Below are 19355 nucleotides of genomic sequence, written 5' to 3'. Positions count from 1 at the left end.
CAGGCGGCGGCATGGGCGGCGGCATGGGTGGCATGGGCGGCATGGGTGGCATGGACGGCATGATGTAATGTCCTGCGGCCCGGCGCGCAGGCGACGGCGTCGCCGGGCCGCATATGCCGCGGCATGACGGACAGGCCAAAAGCTGTTCGTGCATCAGCGGCAGCCCCGAGAGCCACCTTCCACGGAAGGTGGCTTTTTTTCGTCTGTACACAATGAGTATGGCATCACCCGTGACGCCAACCATGTTGTCGGATTACGGCTTCGCCTAATCCGACCTACGCGGGATCGATGTGGGTGGCGCCGATTGCCGCCACCCCGGTTTTGCTTTACGATGGCCGCCATCCTCCACTCCTGCCTGCCATCATGCCGCCACGCGCTTCGTCTTCCAAAACCGCCATTACCGCCGGCATCCTGGCGGGCCTGCTGGCCGCCGGACTGGGCGCATACTACGTGTATAACCCGCCAGCGGGTACGCCGGCGACGCAGCAGGCGCCCGGGGCGCAGCCCGAAGACAGGGCGGTCGATGCGCTGATGGCGCTGCCGGAAATCAAGGCCTGGTCGGCGCATATCGAAAAAGCCTCGGGCGGTCGCTCGCATGGCGCCGTGATGGAGTCCGACCCGGAGCAGCGCCTGGTCGATGGCCAGGCCTATTTTCAGCTGAGTTTTTTTGAAAACGCGCCGGACGCGGCGCACCGCTGGGAGAGTTTCCTGGTCACGCCCGACGGCAAGCGCATCCTGGTCGAAGATATCGTCAACGGCGACTACATGAGCCTGGAACGCTGGCGCAAGGAAAGCAAGCCCATGGAGCGCGTCGGCAACTAGACTTTCGCCGGCAGCGCTGGCGCCATGCCACTCACGCGCGACGCCCACCACACCGTCAGCAGCGACAGGCCGGCCGCGATCCAGCCATTGATGCCATAGCCGCTGATATGGCCGGCCGCATCGGTATGCAGGGTCAGCCCGCCCAGCCAGGCACCGAGGCCATTGCCCACGCTTTGCAGCGCCGAGTTGGCGCTGAGGAATGCGCCGCGCTGCTGCGGCGCGGGTATCGTCGTCAGCAGCGCCTGCAACGGGATGGTGCGGCCCGATACGAACACCATAAACAGCGGAAACACCAGCATCAGCGCCAGCAGTGGCAGCTGCGGCAGATGCGTAACGAGCAGCATCGGCACGATGGAAAACAGCGCCATCCAGCGGTACACGGTCTGCTTGCCGGCACGGTCGGCCCAGCGCCCCACCATGCGCGCCGTCACCAGCGTGGCGCAGCCGCCTGCCAGGTAGACCCAGGTCACGTCGAGCGGGGCCAGGCCCTGGTTAGCGACCAGCATCGGCGAGATAAACGGAATCAGCAGCATGCCCGCCGCCATATTGACCACAGATAAAACAAACGCCTGCACATGGCGCGGTTCGCGAAACAGCGCCAGCAGGTTCGGCAGCACCTGGCGCAGCGGCGTGGGCGTGTTGGCCAGGTGGGCGGTCAGCGACGGCAGCACGCGCGCCGCGCCCAGCCAGATCAAGAGTGACAACACCACCAGCAGGAAGAACGGCGAAGCCCAGCCGAAATGCGCGGCCAGCACCACGCCGACCGGCACGCCGCCGACGGCCGCCATGGCAAACGAGGTCATGACGACACCGGTGGCCGCGCCGCGCCGCTCGCCTGGTATCACGTCGCCGATAATGGCCATCACGATCGCGCCCAGCACGCCGCCGGTCAGGCCGGCAAACGCGCGCGACCACAGCAGCACATGAAAATTCGGCGCCAGCGCGCAGGCCAGGTTGGACACGGTAAACAGGCAGAACATGGTCAGCAGCAGGCTCTTGCGATCGAAACGGTCGATATAGGTGGCTGCCAGCAAGCCGGACAGTCCCGCGCACCAGGCATAGGCCGAAACGGCGCCGGAAACCGCCGCCGGACCGATATTGAACGCCTGCATCAGCTGCGGCGCCAGCGGCATCATCACCATGAAATCCATGATGACCGTAAATTGCGTCAGCGCCAGCAGCCACAGCATCCAGCGTTCGCGCAGCGGATCGAGCAGGGGCGCGGGATGGACAGTGGCCGTCATGCCAGCTCCTCGATATCGCGCCGCGCCTGGCGCAGGATGGCGCGAATCGCGTCCAGCCTGGCCTGCCCGCTTTCCCCCGCATGCGCGCGCGTGATCACCACCGTTTTCAGTTCATGCATCAGGTGGCGCAGATCATCATCGTTGCCGGCAGGCCTGACCACGCGTGCGGTGATGGCGTCGACATAGGCGCGATTGGCGTCCAGGAACGCCAGCCCTTCAGGCGTAATGCTGTGCAGCTTCTTGTTGCCGTCCAGCGTAACGGCCACGTGACCCTGCCCTGCCAGGCCGCGCATCAGCGGATAGATGGCGCCCGGACTCGGCGCATAAGCGCCGCCGGCGCGCTGGGCAATTGCCTTGATGATGTCGTAGCCGTGGCGCGGCTTGTCGGCGATCAGTTGCAGCACCAGGTAGCGCAAAGTGCCGGCATCAAACATTTTCGGGCCGCGCGCGCTGGCGCCGGCGCCGCCGTCATCGCAGGCCTGGGCCGCCAGTACAGGGTATGGATGCAGCAAGGGAGACATGGCCGACCTTAAGATATATCGCAATAAGATATATCTTATTAAAACGGCGGCCATAGCGCAAGGTTTACTTTCCGCCAGCAACGCCCGATACTCATCGTCATGCCCATCCATCCAGTCCGCTCTCTCACTCCCGACGATGCGCCCGCCTACCGCGTGCTGCGCCTGGCCGGCATCGCCGAACTGCCGGCCGCCTTCTGCACCACCTACGCGCTGGAAAGCAGCTTGCCGCTGGCGCAGATGCGCCAGCGCCTGCAGCCCACGCCACTCCAAAGAATATTCGGAATTTTCGACGATACGCAGTTGATTGCCATGGCCGGCCTGCGCCGCGAACCGATCGCCGTGGTGCATGACAAGGCCAGCCTGTGGGGCGTGTATGTGGCCCCGCACGCGCGCGGCCAGGGGCTGGGCCGGCAACTGGTGCAGGCCGCCATCGGGCATGCCTGCGCCATCCCGGAACTGGCTACTGTGCGGCTGGCCGTGGCGCACGACAACCAGGCGGCGCTGACGCTGTACCTGGACTGCGGTTTCGTGTTGTCCGGCGAGGCCCGGCAGGACACGATGCTGCACCTGCAGTTGCTGCTGCCGCGCCCGGCTATAGCGGGTGCTGAAAGCAATGTCTTTATGAAAATCAATACCTTACAAATTCCTGCGAAATAGGGCAAAGGCCGTTTTTTCTGTTGCCAGCAAACGCGGCAGGCCTTAGCATCGCGGCTTATAAAAAATCACCTGGGAGAGCCAATGTCAACGGCCGAGACACAAACCGCCACGGGCAAGATGCCCCGGCAGATTCCGTACATCATCGCCAACGAAGGCTGCGAACGCTTCAGCTTTTATGGCATGCGCAATATTCTGACGCCGTTCCTGATCAGCACGCTGTTGCTGATGATCCCGATCGACCAGCGTACGGGCGAAGCCAAGCATGTGTTCCACACCTTTGTCATCGGCGTGTATTTCTTCCCGCTGCTGGGCGGCTGGCTGGCCGACCGCTTCTTCGGAAAATACAACACCATCTTCTGGCTCAGCCTCGTGTATTGCGCCGGCCATGCCTGCCTGGCCATCTTCGAGGACAGCGTCAACGGCTTCTATTTCGGCCTGTTCCTGATCGCTTTCGGCTCCGGCGGCATCAAGCCGCTGGTGGCTTCGTTTGTCGGCGACCAGTTCGACCAGACCAACAAGCACAAGGCCAAGCTGGTATTCGACATGTTCTACTGGATCATCAACTTCGGCTCGTTCTTCGCGTCCTTGCTGATGCCGATGTTCCTGCGCGACTACGGCCCGTCGGTCGCGTTCGGCATTCCCGGCGTGATGATGCTGGCCGCTACCGTCGTGTTCTGGATGGGCGCCAAAAAATACGTGCACGTGCCGCCGGCGCCGCCGAATCCCGATTCGTTTACCCGCGTCGCCCGCACCGCGCTGCTGGCCCGCGTCGAAGGCGGCTCGCGCCCCGGCCTGTACGTCGCCTATGTCGGCGTGCTCGGCGCCCTGTATGCGTTCTACAGCATTCCGGAATGGGGCTTCGTGATTTCGGCCTGTACCGCGCTGGTGCTGCTGCTGGCGTTCGGCAGCATCGGCACCGCCATGCAGCTCGAACGCGCGCGCGGCATCCACCCGGACGAAGCGGTCGAAGGCGTGCGCGCGGTATTGCGCATCCTCGTCATCTTCGCGCTGGTCACGCCGTTCTTCTCGCTGTTCGACCAGAAGGCCTCGACCTGGATCGTGCAGGCCAACACCATGGAAAAACCGAGCTGGTTCCTGCCGGCGCAGATGCAGGCGCTCAATCCGATGCTGGTGATGCTGCTCATTCCGTTCAACAACCTGGTGCTGTACCCGATGCTGAACCGCTTCGGCTGGGAAGCGACCGCGCTGCGCCGCATGACGGCCGGCATCGGCTTTTCCTCGCTGGCCTGGATCGTGATCGGCCTGTTGCAGCTGGCGCTCGACAGCGGCAGCGCCGTCTCCATCATGTGGCAGATCCTGCCGTATGCGCTGCTGACGTTCGGCGAAGTGCTGGTATCGGCCACCGGCCTGGAGTTTGCCTACAGCCAGGCACCCGTCTCGATGAAGGGCGCCATCATGAGCTTCTGGAACCTGTCGACCACGGTGGGCAACCTGTGGGTGCTGATCGTCAACCGCAGCGTGATGAACGAAGGCGTGATCGGCAAGATCGCCGAGAGCGGCATCAGCGTCACCGCCTTCCAGATGTTCTTCTTTGCCGCCTTTGCCGCGGTGGCCATGCTGGCCTTCGGCCTGTATGCCAAGCGCTACAAGATGGTCGACAATTACCGCAAGGCGGTGGTGCCGGGCAAGATGTAAGCCTTGCATGCGGCGCCGATTGTCGGGTTACGCCTGGCGGCTAACCCGACCTACGAGCGCATTTTTACATCGCAAGCAGGTCGGATTAGCCCGAAGGGCGTAATCCGACAACGCTGCTGACAATGTCATCGGATTATGCGCGGCGGTGCCACGCCAATCCGACCTGCGCGTCCTTTACGTCGTTACCGTCGGCGCATCGCGTCCCGTACGCTGCCTGATCTGCGCCAGTTGTTCGGCAATCGCGATCAGCCCCGCCAGCGCTTGCTGGGTCGGGATATCGTGCTGCGCCGGGTCGGCTTCATAGCGCTCCAGGTACAAGCGCAGGGTGGCCCCCTCGGTACCGGTGCCGGACAGGCGCAGCACGATGCGCGAGCCGTCCGTCATGATGATGCGCAAGCCCTGCTTGTGCGACACGGAACCGTCGACCGGATCGGTATAGCTGAAGTCGTCGGCCAGCGAGACTGTGTACTGCCCCAGCTGCTGTCCCGGCAAGCCGGCCAGCTGGGCGCGCACGGCGTCCATCAGCTGCGTGGCGGCGGCGCTGTCGATGCCTTCGTAATCGTGGCGCGAATAATAGTTGCGGCCATAGGTGGCCCAGTGCGCGCGCACGATCTCTTCCACCGACTGTTTTTTCGCTGCCAGCAGGTTAAGCCAGAACAGCACGGCCCACAGACCATCCTTTTCACGCACATGGTTCGAGCCGGTGCCATAGCTTTCTTCGCCACACAGGGTGGCCATGCCGGCGTCAAGCAGGTTGCCGAAAAACTTCCAGCCGGTCGGCGTCTCGAAGCTCGGGATGCCCAGCGCGGCAGCCACGCGGTCGGCCGCACCCGAGGTCGGCATCGAGCGGGCGATCCCTTTCAGGCCGGCGCGGTAGCCGGGCGCGACCGTGGCGTGCGCGGCCAGGATCGCCAGGCTGTCCGAGGGAGTGACGTCGAAACGGCGTCCGACGATCATGTTGCGGTCGCCGTCGCCATCGGACGCGGCGCCGAAGTCGGGCGCATCGTCTGCGGCCATGCGCGCAATCAGTTCGGCCGCGTTGACCGGGTTCGGGTCCGGATGGCCGCCGCCGAAGTCTTCCAGCGGCAGGCCGTTGATGACGCTGCCTTTTGGCGCACCCAGCCGGTCTTCCAGGATGGCCGTGGCGTACGGCCCGGACACCGCATGCATGCCGTCAAAGCAGATGCGCAGCCCGCCCGCGAACAGGGCGCGGATGGCGTCGAAGTCGAACAGTTCCTGCATCAGCTCCGCGTAGTCCGCCACCGGATCGATCACTTCCACCACCATCTGCTCGATGCGCACTTCGCCCAGGGCATCGAGGTCGATGTCGGCCGCGTCGCTGATGCGGTATTCGGTGAGTTCTTTGGTGCGCGCGAAGATGGCGTCGGTGATTTTTTCAGGCGCCGGGCCGCCGTTGGCGATGTTGTACTTGATGCCGAAGTCGCCGTCCGGACCGCCCGGATTATGGCTGGCCGACAGGATCAGGCCGCCGCTGGCGCCGCGCTTGCGGATCACGCAGCTGACGGCCGGCGTCGACAGGATGCCGCCCTGCCCCAGCAGCACGCGCGCGTAGCCATGTGCGGCCGCCATGCGCAATACCGTCTGGATCGCGGTGCGGTTGTAATAGCGCCCGTCGCCGCCCAGCACCAGCGTCTGGCCATGGCAGTCGCCGAGCGTGCCGAACACGCTTTGCACGAAATTTTCCAGGTATTGCGGTTCGCTGAACACGCCGACTTTCTTGCGCAGGCCCGACGTGCCCGGCTGCTGGCCGGCGATGGGCGCGGTATTGATGATTTGAATTGCCATTTTGCCTCCATATTGATGCGCCATGGTAGCCGAACCGGCGATGCGGGCAAAGCGCCGCACGACTGTCACCGTGCAACAGGTCGCACAGGACCGCTGATCTTTCCGCTACCAGGCAGATTGCTGCAAAAACAGTATGCAATTGCAACATTCATCGCTTGCACGGGCTGCAACGCCGCAATACAATAAGAATCGTTCTCATTTACATTCAGATTTTGACAGGACTCATGCCCTGCCCCTGCGCCAGATGATCCGATGATGCCTTGCCAGCTTGCCTCTCTGCCGGTATTCGCTCGCCCAACCACCATAACAACTAAACAAAAGGGATACACCATGACCATTGCTTCCATCGCACGCCTCTCCGTTCTCGCTACTGCCCTCATGGCCGGCTCCCTGCTGTCCGGCGCGGCCGGTGCCCATCAGATCTGGCTGGAACAGAACGACAAGGCCGCCAGCATCTATTTTGGCGAGTTCGGCGACAACCTGCGCGAAGCGTCGCCTGGCCTGCTCGACAAGTTCACCCTGAAAAACGTTACCTGGATTTCCGCTGGCAACAAGAAGCCGCTGCAGGCCAGCAAGACCGCCAGCGCCTTCGTGCTGAACGGCAAAGTCGCTCCTGGCGAAACCATCATCGTCGAGGAAACCGGCTATCCGGGCTGGGAAAGCAAGAAAGATGGCAAGGTGCTGTTCTCGATCTGGACCCCGGCCGCACGCATCGTTGCCGACCATAGCGCCCAGGCGCCGGCCCTGACGCTGGACCTGCTGCCGACCGGCACGCCGGGCCAGTTCAAGGTCACCTACCAGGGCAAACCGCTGCCGAAAGCCAAGGTCGGCGCCGTGGTGCAATCGGGCTGGATGCGCGAAGCGTACAGCGACGAGCAGGGCCTGGTCAGCTTCCCGCTGCCGTGGAAAGGCAGCTACGTGCTGGAAGTGCATCACGAAGACAAGACCGGCGGCGAGCGCGATGGCAAGAAATATGACAACGCAAGTTTCGTCACCACCCTGAGCCTGGTGCAGGCGCAAGGCGTGGCGCCATTGCCGGCCGCGCCTGCCGTGCCGCCTAGCAAAGATCACGGCTAACACCATGCAAGCGCCTGCCACCACTTTCAGAATGCCGCGCCTGCGGCTGTCCGCCGGGGCGATGTATCGCCTGGGTGTTGCCTCGCGCGGCGTGGCCGCGATTGTCGGCGGCTATGTGCTGGCGGCGCTGGTCACCATGCTGCTGTCGGTGAGCCTGCCGATGGCGCGCTCCGAAGCCGTCATGACGGCCACCTTGCTGTCGTTTACCATCTACACCTGCGCCGTGCTGTGGGTCTTCGCCACCGGTACGGCCCTGCGCGCCTGGCTGGGCCTGTTGATCCCGAGCGTCGCGATTGCCGCCATCCTGCAAGCGATGGGCGCCTTGTCCTGGAGTCTCGCATGAAAGAAGGTTTCCGCCAGTCGATGGCATGGCTGCACACCTGGTCGGGCCTGCTGGTGTGCTGGGTGCTGCTGCTGGTATTTTGCGGCGGCACGGCCAGCTACTACCGCAGCGAAATCACGCTGTGGATGCAGCCCGAACTGCACGCCGCCGCGGCCAACCCGGTCAGCAGCGTAGTGGCAGCCACCGCCGCCCAGGCCGCGATGACCGAGCGCGCGGCCGGCGCCACGCGCTGGTTCATCACCCTGCCCGACGAACGCAATCCGGCCACCCAGCTGGGCTGGAGCAAGCCGTCGAAGCCGGGCGAAAAAAAGAAAGGACGGCGCGGCAATTTCCACAGCGAGCAAGCCGATCCGGCCACCGGCGAGGTGCTGTCCAAGCCCCGCGAGACGCGCGGCGGCGAATTCCTGTACCGCCTGCATTTCGACCTGCACTACATGTCGGCCATCTGGGCCCGCTGGATCGTCGGCTTCTGCGCCATGTTCATGCTGGTGTCCATCATCAGCGGCATCATCACGCACAAGCGCATCTTCAAGGACCTGTTTACCTTCCGTCCCAAGAAGGGCCAGCGCTCGTGGCTCGATGCGCACAATGTGACGGCCGTGCTGGCGCTGCCCTTCCACCTGATGATCACGTATACCGGCCTGGTCACATTGATGTTCCTGTACATGCCGTCCGGCGCCACCGCTGCCTACAAGGGCGACAAGGATGCGTTTTTCTCCGAAGCGTTCCCGCGCGCGGAAGAGCGCAAGGCCGCCGGCGTGGCCGCGCCGCTGACGGCGTTCGCGCCGCTGGTGCGCCAGGCCGAACAGCAATGGGGCGGCAAGGTCGAACGCATTTCCGTCAACGCTCCCGGCGACGCCAATGCCATCATCAGCCTCTCGCGCGCGTCGGGGCGCGACATGTCGACCCGCCAGCCGTCGATGGATTTTGACGGCGTGACCGGCAAGCTGCTGTCGTCGAATGGCGAAGTGGTCCCGGGCGCCGCCGCCACGCAAGGCGTGATGATCGGCCTGCATGTGTCGCACTTCAGCGCGCCGCTGCTGCGCGCGCTGTTCTTCCTGTGCGGCCTGGCCGGCTGCGCGATGGTCGCGACCGGCGCCCTGCTGTGGGCCGTCAAGACGCGCCAGAAACAGGCCAAGGCGCTGGCCGCCGGCAAGCGCGCCAGCTTCGGGCTGCGCCTGGTCGAAGCGCTCAATATCGGCGCCATCGCCGGCATCCCGATCGCCTTTGGCGCCTACTTCTGGGCCAACCGCCTGCTGCCGGTGGTGATGGAAGAGCGTCCGAAAGAGGAAATCGCCTGCTTCTTCGGCGCCTGGGCGCTGGCCGCCATCGTCGCGCAGCTGCGCCCGACGCGCGCCATGTGGCGCATCGAGCTGACGGCCGGCGCGATCCTGCTGGCCGGCCTGCCGCTGCTGAACGTGTTTACCACCGATTCGCACCTGGGCGTGACGCTGTTGCTGGGCCGTGGCCCGGTGCCGGTGGCCGCCTTCGACCTGGTGGTGCTGTCACTGGGCCTGCTGCTGGCCTACGCGGCGTACAAGCTCAAGCCGCTGCCGTCGAAAGCGAAAAAGGCAGCACCAGCCGCCGAACCTGCCAATACCAACACCACGCTGCCGGGAGCCGCATGATGGAGCTGCTGTCCAACTTCCTTGTTTTCGCCCTCTCGTATGCGGGCCTGTCCTGCCTGTGCCTGGCGATGGACCGCCACTACGCCGACCTGCACGGCCGCGGCGCGGAGCCGCCACCGCAGCTGCGCCGCCGCCTGCAGTGGGGCGGATGGCTGGCGCTGGCGTTCGGCCTGGCCTGGGCCATGCATATCGCCGGCGCCGGCTACGGCACCGTGTTCTGGATCGGCAGCCTGACCGGCTGCGGCCTGCTGCTGATCTGGCTGCTGCCATATGCGCCGCACCAGGCCATGCGCCTGGCGCGCGTGGTGGGTGCCGCCGCGGCATTGGCAGCGGTGATGCTGGCCGTGCTGTAATGCAGCTGGAAAGCTGCTATGCCGCCTATCACCGCTGGCTGGCGCACTGGCTGCAACGGCGTCTCGGCAATGCCTTCGATGCGGCCGACCTGACGCAGGACACCTTTGCGCGGCTGCTGGCCGGCGCGCCCGCCGCGCCGCAAACGCCGGCCCTGCGCGCGCCCCGGGCCTACCTGGCGACTGTCGCCAAACACCTGCTGATCAATCATCTGCGGCGCCAGTCGCTGGAACGCGCCTGGCTCGATGTGCTCGCTGCCATGCCCGAACAGCAGGTGCCCTCGGCCCAGCAGCAGGCCGAGATGCTGCAGTCGCTGCAAGCGGTTGACGCCATGCTCGACGGACTCAAACCAAAGGTGCGCGCCGTCTTCATCATGGCGCAGATCGAGGGCCATACCTATGCGGACATCGCCGCGCGGCTCGGCATCGGCGAGCGCTCCGTCAAGCGCTACATGGCCGAGGCGCTGACCGAATGCGTGCTGCTGGCATGAATACGGCCAACCTGCCAACCCCACCGATACCAACTCCCCTGTCGCGCCAGATCGCACGCCAGGCCGTCGAATGGTTTTTGATCGAACAGTCGGGCCAGGCCACGCCGGACGAGCTGGCGGCCAGCGCACGCTGGCGCGCGCGCGACCCCGAACACCTGCGCGCCTGGCACAAGGTGCAGCAGGTCAGCGGCCAGCTGGAACATGCGGCGGCCCTGCTGCCGCCCGGCATGGCCGCGCCCGTGCTGCGCCGTCCGCAACGCCGCGCCGCCATGCAGGCGCTGCTGGCGCTGATGACGGTGCCGGCCGCCTGGATGCTGTACCGGCAGGACATGCTGGCAGATTACAGCAGCGCCATCGGCCAGCGCCGCGCGCTGTCCCTGCCCGATGGCGGCCGCCTGCTGCTCGATACCGACAGCGCCGTCGACGTGGCCTATACCCGCAACGAGCGCCTGCTGATACTGCGGCGCGGCGTATTGCTGGTGGAAACGCGGCCCGACCATGCGGGCAATCGCCCATTCATCGTCGCTACCCGGCATGGCCGCATCCGCGCGCTCGGCACGCGCTTTATCGTGCGCGTGGACGACGCAGGAAGCAATGTAACGGTGCTGGAACACGCAGTGCAGATCGCGCCGCGCGCACCTTCGGCCACCGTGCGCCGGGTCGAAGCCGGCTGGCAAAGCCGCTTCGACGCCGATCATGCCAGCCTGCCAGTGACGGCAAAGCCGCAAGCCGACGCCTGGACGCAGGGCATGCTGATGGCACAGGACATGCGGCTCGACACGTTTGCCGCCGAACTGGCGCGCTACCGCCCCGGCCTGCTGCGCGTCGAACCGGAGGTGGCGGGCCTGCGCCTGAGCGGCGCTTTCCGCCTGGACGATACCGACACTGTGCTGGACAACCTGGCGCGCATGCTGCCGGTCGATGTGCTGTACCGCAGCCGCTATTGGGTCACCATCGCCGCAGCAAAAAAATAACCTGTTGTTTCTGGCCCCTTTTTCATGAGTTGCCTGTCCTGTGGATGTCCGTCACTTCACTACACTGGAAAGTCACCATCATGCATCTGCATCATCCGCACCGCACTCCCCTCGCACGCGCCGTAGGCGGCGCCTTGCTGCTGCTGTCGCTGGCGCATGCGCCGGCCATGGCGGCCGAAACACAGGGCAGCACTCCATCGGCAGAGTACAGCGTGCCGGCCGGCGAGCTGTCCGCCGCGATCGCCGCCTTTGCCATCAACGCCAGGGTCAGCGTGGGCGCCGCGGCCGAACTGCTGCAGGGCGTGCGCTCGCCTGGCCTGCAGGGCAGCTACACGGTGCCGCAGGCGCTGGCGCAGCTGCTGGCCGGCACCGGGCTGGAAGCGGTGCCCGGCGCGGCAAACAGCTATGTGCTGCGCAAAAGCGCCGCAGCCACCGGCACGCCTGGCGCACCGATCGCCGCCACCCTAGGCGAAGTGGCCGTCAGCTCCAGCGCGCTGCGCGACGGCACCACCGAAGGCAAGCGCAGCTACGCGGGCCTGACCAGCGCCACGCGACTGAACCTGTCGCTGCGCGAGACGCCGCAGGCCGTCAGCGTCATCACGCGCCAGCAGATCGAAGACCAGGGCCTGCGCACCTTGCAGGAGGTGCTGGTGCAGTCGCCCGGCATCACGGTCGACCGCTCGTCGAGCACGCGCGAATACGACCAGGTGTTCTCGCGCGGCTTCGAAGTGACGTCCTACATGGTCGACGGCATCCCGGCCAGCAAGAACCTCGAAGCGCGCACCTATGATGCTGCCATCTACGACCGCGTCGAAATCATCCGCGGCGCCACCGGTTTGATCAGCGGCACGGGCAGCCCGTCGGCCGCCGTCAACCTGGTGCGCAAGCGCCCCGGCCGCACGTTTGCCGCGTCGGCCGGCGTGCAGGCCGGCTCGTGGGACCGCTACCGCATCGACGGCGACATTTCGACGCCGCTGAACCAGGACGGCAGTGTGCGCGCACGCGTGGTGGCGGCACACGAAGACCAGCACTCCTTCATCGAGCGCTACCGCCAGAAAAAAGACGTGCTGTATGCGATCGCCGAAGCCGATCTGTCGCCGTCCACCGTATTGAGCGCGGGCGTAAACTACCAGAAGGAAAAGCTGGACGGCGCCGGCCGCGAGTTTCCCGTCTTTTACAGCGACGGTACGCTGACCCGCTTCAAGCGTTCGATGAACGGCACCGCGGCGTGGAGCACGTATGACCGCGAACAGACCATGCTGTTCGCCACGCTCGACCATTATTTCGACAACGACTGGATCGCCAAGCTGGCCGTCAGCCGCAGCAGCAATCAGTACGATGCGCTGCAGGGCTTTGCCGGCAACGGCTATGCGGACCGCGTCAGCGGCGCCAACCTGAAGCTGTGGCTGGCCAACTGGCACAGCAAGCCGCAGCAAACCGCGCTCGACGCCTACGTCAGCGGACCGTTCCAGGCCTTCGGCCGCCAGCACGAACTGGTATTCGGCGTGAGCACCTCCGAACTTGAGACCAACAGCCCGATCTATCCGGGCTGGCGCCTCGACGGCTACGACTACAGCATCCCCGACATCAATGCCTGGAATGGCGCCATGCCGGTACCCGACTATCGCGGCACGCGCATGGGCACCTCGTACGACAAGGAGCGCGAAAGCGGCCTGTATTCGACGCTGCGCCTGCGTCCGACGGACGCGCTGTCGGTGATCCTCGGCGCGCGCCTGTCGTACTGGAAGCGCGATATCCGCAGCGACTACGATGCCGACACCGACCTGTACGACGCGATGCGCGAAAGCGGCAAGATCACGCCGTATGCGGGCCTGGTCTACGACCTGGGCCGGCACTGGTCCGCCTACGCCAGCTACACCAGCATCTTCACGCCGCAAAGCCAGCGCGACGTCAACAGCCGCTTCCTGCCGCCGCTGGAAGGCAAGAACTACGAGGCCGGCGCGAAGGGCGAATTTTTCAACGGCGCCCTGAGCACCAGCGCCTCGGTATTCCAGCTGCGCCAGGAAAACCTGGCCGAAGCCGATCCGGGCAATATCTGGATCATCGGCACCGGCGGCGGCTCGTACGCCTATCACACGGTGAAGGGCGCCACCACGCGCGGTATCGAAGCGGAAGTGTCGGGCCAGCTGCGCCCGGACTGGCAGCTGACGGCCAGCTATGCCTACAGCCGCATCCGCAACGCCGCCGGCGAACGCATCCAGACCAGCCAGCCGCAGGCCATGGCCAAGCTGTGGACCACCTATCGCCTGTCGCACGGCGTGCCAGGATTGACGCTGGGCGCCGGCGTGAACTGGCAGAGCAACATCTACATGGACGACCGCGGCCCGAACGGCGAGCGCTTCACCCAGCAAGCCTACGCGGTGGCCGGCCTGATGGCGCAATACCAGTTCGATCCGCGCCTGGTGGCGACCGTCAACGTCAACAACGTGTTCGACAAGCGCTACTACTCGACCGGCATGGGCGGCTACCATGGCGACCCGCGCAACGCCATGCTGTCGCTGCGCTACAAGTTCTGAGCCTGCGCACAATATGCGCCGAGCAGCGCCTCGACGCCATCGGGCGCCGTGGCGCGGCCCAGATGGTAGCCAAACGCCGCATCGCAGCCCATGTCCGCCAGCAGTTCGAGCTGGCGCGCGCTTTCCACGCCGCCGGCGATCGCGCGCAGCTTCAGGGTGTGGGCCATCGCCACCATGGCGCGCACCATGGCGCCGTCATCGGCCGATTCGCCCAGTTCGTCGATGAAGCACTTTTCAATCTTGACGGCATCGACCGGAAAACGATGCAGGGAATGCAGCGGACCGTCGCCGGTGCCGAAGTCGCTGATGCAAATCGCCATGCCCAGCTGGCGGAACTGGCGCAGGATGGCTACGCCATCGTGGCTGTGGTCGATCAGGGTGCCGGCCGCGATTTCCAGCTCGATGCAGGACCCCGGCACGCCCGCCGCCGCCAGCGCGGCGCCGACGTTGCGTGCGATATCGCGCTGGTAGAACTGGCGCGCCGACAGGCTCACCGTCACCGTCAGGCGGTGTCCCTGCGCGATCCAGTGCCGCGCCTGCTCGACGGCCGTGGCCAGCACCCAGGCGCCCACCGGCAGGATCAGCGCGCTTTCCTCCAGCACCGGCAGAAAATCGAGCGGCATCACCAGGCCCAGCTCCGGATGCTTCCAGCGCAGCAGCGCTTTCACGCCCGTGATGGCGCGCGTGGCCAGGTCCATGCGCGGCTGGTAGTGCAGCATGAATTCATTGCGTTCCAGTGCGTGGCGCAGCGCCGTTTCCAGGATGGTGCGCGAATACGATTGCGTCTGCATGCGCGGCGCGTAGCGCAGGCAGCTGCCGGGCGCGCGGCGCTTGGCCGCATACATGGCGAGATCGGCCTTTTCGATCAGGCCATCGACATCGTCATCGTCGTCCGGATACAGCGCCAGGCCGACGCTGGCCGCCACCGACAGGCTGTACTGGCCAATGACGAATGGCGATGCGACGGCGGCAATGATTTTCTCGGCCACGCGCTCGGCATCGTGCGCGTGATGCAGTTCGGTCAGCAGGATGATGAATTCATCGCCGCCCTGGCGCGCCACCGTGTCGACCTTGCGCACGCACTGCTGCACCCGGCGCGCAAACTCGGCCAGCACCTGGTCGCCCACGTCGTGGCCCAGACCGTCGTTGATGGCCTTGAAGCGGTCGATGTCGACAAACAGCACCCCCAGCAGCCCCTGGTGGCGGCGCGCATAGGCGATGCCGTGCTCGAAGCGGATCTGGAAATGCAGGCGGTTCGGCAGCCCGGTCAGGCCGTCGTGGTGGGCGATGAATTCGAGCTGCTGCTCGGCGCGGCGGCGCGCCGACACATCGTGCAGCACCAGTACCGCGCCATCGTGCGCCAGCGGCGCGCAGCTGAAATGCACGTCGATGCGCTTGCCATCGACTTCGCGCAGCAGCACCGCGCCGCGCGCCACTTCCACCACTTCCTGCTGCGCCACGCAGTCATGCACCTGGCGCGCCGCGTCGATGGCGGCGCCGTCATGGAACAGCGGCAGCAGCTGCGACACGCTGGCGCCCACGCCATGCGGCGGCGGCACGCCGCCCAGGGCCAGCGCGCGCGCATTGAGATACCGCACCATGCCATGGCGGTCGGTGCCGATCACGGCGGCCGGCAGCGCCTGCAGCAGCGCCAGCATTGGCGCCTGTTGCGCCAGCTGCGCCTGGCCTGCCGCATGGCGGCCGCGCCAGCGGCACAGCGCCTGCCACTGCGCCAGGAACAGCAGCACCAGCGACAGGGCCAGCAGCGCGCACAGCGCCAGCAGCAGCGCCGTCATGCATCACCACAAGAACACGGTTGAGAGATCACGGCTTTCCTTTATCGCAGTCTGCAAAAGATGCTGAAAGGAAATAATATAAGAATCCGCGACGGCTTTTTGCCTGTTCGGGGCGCGTTTGACTGGTGTCAAGCGCGCCCCCGGTCTCGGGTTTATACCGGGGCCGCCAGCCAGGCCGTGCGCGTGTCCGGCGATGCTGCGGCAGGTGCCGCATGCAGTTTGAAAATACTGACGGCGTCGGCCAGGCTGGCCGCCTGCTGCTGCAAGGCGTCGGCCGCAGCAGCAGCCTGCTCCACCAGCGCCGCATTCTGCTGTGTCACGCCATCCATCTGGCTGACGGCCATGCTGATCTGTTCGATGCCGTCGCGCTGCTCGACGCTGGCCAACGCAATCTCGTCGATGATGGCGTTCACGCGCTGTACGCTGGCCACCACCTCATCCATCGTCTGCCCGGCCTGGCCGGCCAGCACACTGCCCGCTGCCACCGTGCGCACCGAGTCGCCGATCAGCTGCTTGATCTCGCGCGCCGCTTCGCTCGACCTGTGCGCGAGGCTGCGCACCTCGGTGGCCACTACCGCAAAACCGCGTCCCTGCTCGCCCGCGCGCGCCGCCTCGACGGCCGCATTCAGGGCCAGGATATTGGTCTGGAAGGCGATGCCGTCGATTACGCCGATAATATCGACGATGCGTTTCGACGACGCGTTGATGGTGCCCATGGTCTGCACCATCTGCGCCACCGTCGCGCCGCCGCGCTGCGCCACATTCGAGGCGCTGCCGGCCAGCTGGCGCGCCTGGTCCGCGTTGTCGTGGTTCTGCCGCACGGTGGTGGTCAGCTCGATCATCGAGGCGGCCGTCTGTTCCAGCGAACTGGCCTGCTCTTCGGTGCGCGAGGACAGGTCCATGTTGCCGCTGGCAATTTCGCTCGACGCCGTGGCAATCGCCTCGGTGCCGTCGCGCACGCGCCCGACGATAGCCGCCAAGTTGGCGCTCATGGTTTTCAGGGCGCGCAGCAGGTCGCCGATTTCATTGCGGCCGCTGTCGGCTACCACGGCGCGCAGGTCGCCCGCCGCCACCTGGCGCGCAATGCCGACTGCCGCGGACAGCGGACGCGTAATGCTGCGCACCAGCCACCAGACGGTGACGCTGCCGATCAGCAGCGTCACCAGCACCGTCAACAGCATGGCCAGCGTGGCGCTGTGGTGCGCGGCCTCGTCCTGCTCCGTCATCTGCGTCATCAGGCTGTGCGACTGCTTGCCGATGGCGGCCACGATGGCGTCGATCTGGCGCGTCGGCTCGCGGTCCATGCCCTTGACCTGCGCATCGACGGCCTGCGCGCTGCCGGCGCGCGCGCCATCGTATTGTTGCAGCGCCGCCAGATAGGCGACGCCCAGCGCGTCATGCGCCTGCACGGCGCGCTCCACCGCTGCCGCATCGAGCTGCAGGCCGGTCATCAGCGCCTGCAGCTGTTTGAGTTCCTTGCGCGTCTGCGCGCCGCTGGCGACAAACGCCTCGCGGTAGCGCTGGAAGGCGGCCGCATCGCCGCCGCGCAGCAGGATGTTTTTCCATTCCTGTACCTGGATCTTGAATTCGACCTGGGCGCTGCGCGCCGTGTCGATCGCTTCGGTCAGGGCGACCGAGCGCTGCATGGCATGCGCGCTGCGCGCGCTGGCGGCGTCGAGCGCGCTCCAGCCGCGCAGGCCGACGATGACCAGCGCAAGAAAGAAAAAGGCGCCGAGCAAGGCCAGGCGGGCGGAGATTTTCAGGTTGGCAAGCTGCATGTGTTTTCCTTTGTATGACCGTGAGAAAAAACTATCGCATTCTCGCCGGACACACAAATGATGCGGCTCGCCTTGTCAAACACCAAGCAGGGCTTGCTCAGCCGTACGTCTTTCAACAAAGAAACAACAAATTACAGAGCAAGATTGACTGGATAGCCATGCCTTTTTCATCACAACATGGACAGTCAGGCAATTAACGCGCCGCTGCCGTCGCTCCTGCAAACTCCTCGCGCAGCAGCGGATACAGGCGGCGGTAGCGCGCCAGGCGATCGTCGAGCACACCCGAGCTTTGCGGTGCGATGCTCTCCTGTACCGCCGGGCGCGTGCACACTTCGGACGGCGGCAAACCGGTAACGGCCATCTGCGCCAGGCGCGCCGCGCCCATGGTGCCGCCCGCCACGCCGTGGTCGTGGCGCAGCACGTTCAGGCCCGAGGCGCTGGCGCACAATTGCGCCCAGAAGCGGCTGCGCGAGCCGCCGCCGACGAACGACGCTTCCGTCAGGTGCGTGCCGGCGCTGCGCAGCGCCGCGTTGCCGTCGGCCATGGCAAACGCCACGCCCTCCATCGCCGCATACGCCAGGTCGGCGCGGCCGTGCTCCGTCGACAAACCGAAGAACACGCCGCGCGCGGTGGCGTCGTTGTGCGGCGTGCGCTCGCCGCTCAGGTAAGGCAAAAAGATCGGCGCCTTGCGCGCGTCGACCTGTTCGGCCAAATTGGCCAGCTCGCCGATGTCGCTCGATTGCGTCAGCTGCGCCACCCAGGCAAGGCTCGATGCCGCGCTGAGGATCACGCTCATCTGGTGCCAGCGCTCGGGCAGGCAGTGGCAGAACGCGTGCACGCCCTGGCCGGGATTGGGCGCATAGCCGTCGCTGCCGGCAAACAGCACGCCCGAGGTGCCCAGCGACAGCAGGCCCGCACCCGGTTCGACCACGCCCAGGCCGACTGCCGCCGCCGCATTGTCGCCGGCGCCGCCGGCCAGGATGACCGGATGCGCGATGCCCCATTCCTGGCACAGCGAGGCGCGTACCTGGGCGGCCGGTGCGCTGCCTTCGACCAGGCGCGGCATGTGTTCGCGCGTCAGACCGGTCGCCGCCAGCATGCGCTCGGACCAGTCGCGTTTGGCCACGTCCAGCCACAAGGTACCGGATGCGTCGGACATGTCGGATACGCACTCGCCCGTCAGGCGCAGCGCCACATAATCCTTGGGCAGCAGCACGGTGGCGGTGGCGCGAAACAGCGCCGGCTCGTATTTCTGCAGCCATAGCAGCTTGGGCGCCGTAAAACCCGGCATGGCCTGGTTGCCCGTGATGGCGCGCGATTCCGGCACCAGCGCTTCGAGCTCCACGCATTCGGCAAACGAGCGCGTGTCGTTCCATAACACGGCCGCGCGCAGCACGTGCTGCTGCTTGTCGAGCAGGGTGGCGCCATGCATCTGGCCCGACAGGGCGATGCCGCGCAGGCCGGAAAACGCCACCGGCTGGGCGGCGCGGATGGCCGCGATCACGTCCAGCGTGGCGTGCCACCAGTCCTCGGGATTCTGCTCCGACCAGCCCGGATGGGGGCTCGACACGCGCAGCGCCACGCCGCTGCTGGCGAGGATGGTTTGCGCGTCATCGGTGAGGATGGCCTTGACTTCGGAAGTGCCGATATCGATACCGAGATAAGTCATGTAGTT

At 66.0% G+C, this 19355-nt stretch carries 16 protein-coding genes; 10 read left to right on the top strand and 6 right to left on the bottom strand.

Annotation, left to right across the window (positions count from 1 at the left end; genetic code table 11):
• The first annotated feature begins 363 nt into the window (after positions 1 to 363).
• Positions 364 to 822: a hypothetical protein gene (locus RTQ46_RS23970; protein WP_312440105.1), complete on the top strand. Its 459-nt coding sequence runs from the start codon at positions 364 to 366 to the stop codon at positions 820 to 822.
• Here RTQ46_RS23970 and RTQ46_RS23965 read toward each other — a convergent pair.
• Together RTQ46_RS23965 and RTQ46_RS23960 are read right to left on the bottom strand one after the other, a co-directional pair.
• Positions 819 to 2066, bottom strand: a complete 1248-nt coding sequence (locus tag RTQ46_RS23965; RefSeq protein WP_312440104.1) for an MFS transporter — start codon at positions 2064 to 2066, stop codon at positions 819 to 821. The genes RTQ46_RS23970 and RTQ46_RS23965 overlap by 4 nt on opposite strands.
• Complete coding sequence (locus RTQ46_RS23960) at positions 2063 to 2587, bottom strand: PadR family transcriptional regulator (RefSeq protein WP_312440103.1); 525 nt, start codon at positions 2585 to 2587, stop codon at positions 2063 to 2065. The genes RTQ46_RS23965 and RTQ46_RS23960 overlap by 4 nt, the downstream gene beginning before the upstream one ends.
• A 99-nt stretch (positions 2588 to 2686) precedes the next feature.
• On the opposite strand from RTQ46_RS23960, the gene RTQ46_RS23955 reads away from it, so the two are divergent.
• Together RTQ46_RS23955 and RTQ46_RS23950 are read left to right on the top strand one after the other, a co-directional pair.
• Positions 2687 to 3244 carry a GNAT family N-acetyltransferase gene (locus RTQ46_RS23955; protein ID WP_312440102.1) on the top strand — a complete coding sequence of 186 codons (558 nt, stop codon included), beginning with the start codon at positions 2687 to 2689 and terminating at the stop codon, positions 3242 to 3244.
• Positions 3245 to 3325: 81 nt separating this feature from the next.
• The gene (locus tag RTQ46_RS23950) at positions 3326 to 4900 is read left to right on the top strand and encodes an oligopeptide:H+ symporter (RefSeq protein WP_312440101.1); all 1575 of its coding nucleotides are present in this window, start codon (positions 3326 to 3328) and stop codon (positions 4898 to 4900) included.
• Between the two features lie 174 nt (positions 4901 to 5074).
• On the opposite strand, the gene RTQ46_RS23945 is transcribed toward RTQ46_RS23950, so the two are convergent.
• A complete protein-coding gene (locus tag RTQ46_RS23945; protein WP_312440100.1) occupies positions 5075 to 6706 on the bottom strand; it encodes an alpha-D-glucose phosphate-specific phosphoglucomutase in 1632 nt (543 codons plus the stop codon).
• Between the two features lie 330 nt (positions 6707 to 7036).
• Between RTQ46_RS23945 and RTQ46_RS23940 the strand changes: the two genes are divergently transcribed.
• The 7 genes from RTQ46_RS23940 to RTQ46_RS23910 all read left to right on the top strand — a co-directional run bounded on the left by RTQ46_RS23940 (position 7037) and on the right by RTQ46_RS23910 (position 14106).
• Positions 7037 to 7783, top strand: coding sequence for a DUF4198 domain-containing protein (locus RTQ46_RS23940; RefSeq protein ID WP_312440099.1), 747 nt, complete (start codon positions 7037 to 7039; stop codon positions 7781 to 7783).
• A 4-nt stretch (positions 7784 to 7787) separates the two neighbouring features.
• Positions 7788 to 8126 carry a DUF3649 domain-containing protein gene (locus RTQ46_RS23935; RefSeq protein WP_312440098.1) on the top strand — a complete coding sequence of 113 codons (339 nt, stop codon included), beginning with the start codon at positions 7788 to 7790 and terminating at the stop codon, positions 8124 to 8126.
• Positions 8123 to 9754: a PepSY-associated TM helix domain-containing protein gene (locus RTQ46_RS23930; RefSeq protein WP_312440097.1), complete on the top strand. Its 1632-nt coding sequence runs from the start codon at positions 8123 to 8125 to the stop codon at positions 9752 to 9754. The genes RTQ46_RS23935 and RTQ46_RS23930 overlap by 4 nt, the downstream gene beginning before the upstream one ends.
• Positions 9751 to 10107, top strand: coding sequence for a DUF3325 domain-containing protein (locus RTQ46_RS23925; RefSeq protein ID WP_312440096.1), 357 nt, complete (start codon positions 9751 to 9753; stop codon positions 10105 to 10107). The genes RTQ46_RS23930 and RTQ46_RS23925 overlap by 4 nt, the downstream gene beginning before the upstream one ends.
• Positions 10107 to 10595 carry a sigma-70 family RNA polymerase sigma factor gene (locus RTQ46_RS23920; protein ID WP_312440095.1) on the top strand — a complete coding sequence of 163 codons (489 nt, stop codon included), beginning with the start codon at positions 10107 to 10109 and terminating at the stop codon, positions 10593 to 10595. The genes RTQ46_RS23925 and RTQ46_RS23920 overlap by 1 nt, the downstream gene beginning before the upstream one ends.
• Positions 10592 to 11569, top strand: coding sequence for a FecR domain-containing protein (locus RTQ46_RS23915; RefSeq protein WP_312440094.1), 978 nt, complete (start codon positions 10592 to 10594; stop codon positions 11567 to 11569). Before RTQ46_RS23920 ends, RTQ46_RS23915 begins: the two co-directional genes overlap by 4 nt.
• 80 nt (positions 11570 to 11649) lie before the next feature.
• On the top strand, positions 11650 to 14106 hold the full coding sequence (locus RTQ46_RS23910; protein WP_312440093.1) for a TonB-dependent siderophore receptor: 2457 nt from the start codon (positions 11650 to 11652) through the stop codon (positions 14104 to 14106).
• On the opposite strand, the gene RTQ46_RS23905 is transcribed toward RTQ46_RS23910, so the two are convergent.
• The 3 genes from RTQ46_RS23905 to xylB all read right to left on the bottom strand — a co-directional run bounded on the left by RTQ46_RS23905 (position 14094) and on the right by xylB (position 19349).
• Entirely contained in the window at positions 14094 to 15902 is a 1809-nt protein-coding gene (locus tag RTQ46_RS23905; protein ID WP_312440092.1) for an EAL domain-containing protein, read from the bottom strand. The genes RTQ46_RS23910 and RTQ46_RS23905 overlap by 13 nt on opposite strands.
• Positions 15903 to 16054: 152 nt before the next feature.
• On the bottom strand, positions 16055 to 17680 hold the full coding sequence (locus RTQ46_RS23900; protein WP_312440091.1) for a methyl-accepting chemotaxis protein: 1626 nt from the start codon (positions 17678 to 17680) through the stop codon (positions 16055 to 16057).
• Positions 17681 to 17873: 193 nt separating this feature from the next.
• Positions 17874 to 19349 (bottom strand): xylulokinase, encoded by a 1476-nt coding sequence (gene xylB, locus RTQ46_RS23895; RefSeq protein WP_312440090.1) that lies wholly within the window; start codon positions 19347 to 19349, stop codon positions 17874 to 17876.
• Between the last annotated feature and the right edge of the window lie 6 nt (positions 19350 to 19355).

The organism is Janthinobacterium sp. (assembly GCF_031995485.1).
Classification (GTDB): Bacteria; Pseudomonadota; Gammaproteobacteria; order Burkholderiales; family Burkholderiaceae_D; genus Janthinobacterium.
This window is presented reverse-complemented; position numbering and strand designations above follow the sequence as displayed.

Excerpts from the sequence above, each read along its gene's own strand:
- RTQ46_RS23955 (WP_312440102.1), top strand. The coding sequence starts at position 2,687 with ATGCCCATCCATCCAGTCCGCTCTCTCACTCCCGACGATGCGCCCGCC.
- RTQ46_RS23945 (WP_312440100.1), bottom strand. The coding sequence starts at position 6,706 with ATGGCAATTCAAATCATCAATACCGCGCCCATCGCCGGCCAGCAGCCG.
- RTQ46_RS23960 (WP_312440103.1), bottom strand. The coding sequence starts at position 2,587 with ATGTCTCCCTTGCTGCATCCATACCCTGTACTGGCGGCCCAGGCCTGC.
- RTQ46_RS23950 (WP_312440101.1), top strand. The coding sequence starts at position 3,326 with ATGTCAACGGCCGAGACACAAACCGCCACGGGCAAGATGCCCCGGCAG.
- RTQ46_RS23965 (WP_312440104.1), bottom strand. The coding sequence starts at position 2,066 with ATGACGGCCACTGTCCATCCCGCGCCCCTGCTCGATCCGCTGCGCGAA.
- RTQ46_RS23940 (WP_312440099.1), top strand. The coding sequence starts at position 7,037 with ATGACCATTGCTTCCATCGCACGCCTCTCCGTTCTCGCTACTGCCCTC.
- RTQ46_RS23900 (WP_312440091.1), bottom strand. The coding sequence starts at position 17,680 with ATGCAGCTTGCCAACCTGAAAATCTCCGCCCGCCTGGCCTTGCTCGGC.
- RTQ46_RS23905 (WP_312440092.1), bottom strand. The coding sequence starts at position 15,902 with ATGACGGCGCTGCTGCTGGCGCTGTGCGCGCTGCTGGCCCTGTCGCTG.
- RTQ46_RS23925 (WP_312440096.1), top strand. The coding sequence starts at position 9,751 with ATGATGGAGCTGCTGTCCAACTTCCTTGTTTTCGCCCTCTCGTATGCG.
- xylB (WP_312440090.1), bottom strand. The coding sequence starts at position 19,349 with ATGACTTATCTCGGTATCGATATCGGCACTTCCGAAGTCAAGGCCATC.
- RTQ46_RS23920 (WP_312440095.1), top strand. The coding sequence starts at position 10,107 with ATGCAGCTGGAAAGCTGCTATGCCGCCTATCACCGCTGGCTGGCGCAC.
- RTQ46_RS23915 (WP_312440094.1), top strand. The coding sequence starts at position 10,592 with ATGAATACGGCCAACCTGCCAACCCCACCGATACCAACTCCCCTGTCG.
- RTQ46_RS23910 (WP_312440093.1), top strand. The coding sequence starts at position 11,650 with ATGCATCTGCATCATCCGCACCGCACTCCCCTCGCACGCGCCGTAGGC.
- RTQ46_RS23935 (WP_312440098.1), top strand. The coding sequence starts at position 7,788 with ATGCAAGCGCCTGCCACCACTTTCAGAATGCCGCGCCTGCGGCTGTCC.
- RTQ46_RS23930 (WP_312440097.1), top strand. The coding sequence starts at position 8,123 with ATGAAAGAAGGTTTCCGCCAGTCGATGGCATGGCTGCACACCTGGTCG.
- RTQ46_RS23970 (WP_312440105.1), top strand. The coding sequence starts at position 364 with ATGCCGCCACGCGCTTCGTCTTCCAAAACCGCCATTACCGCCGGCATC.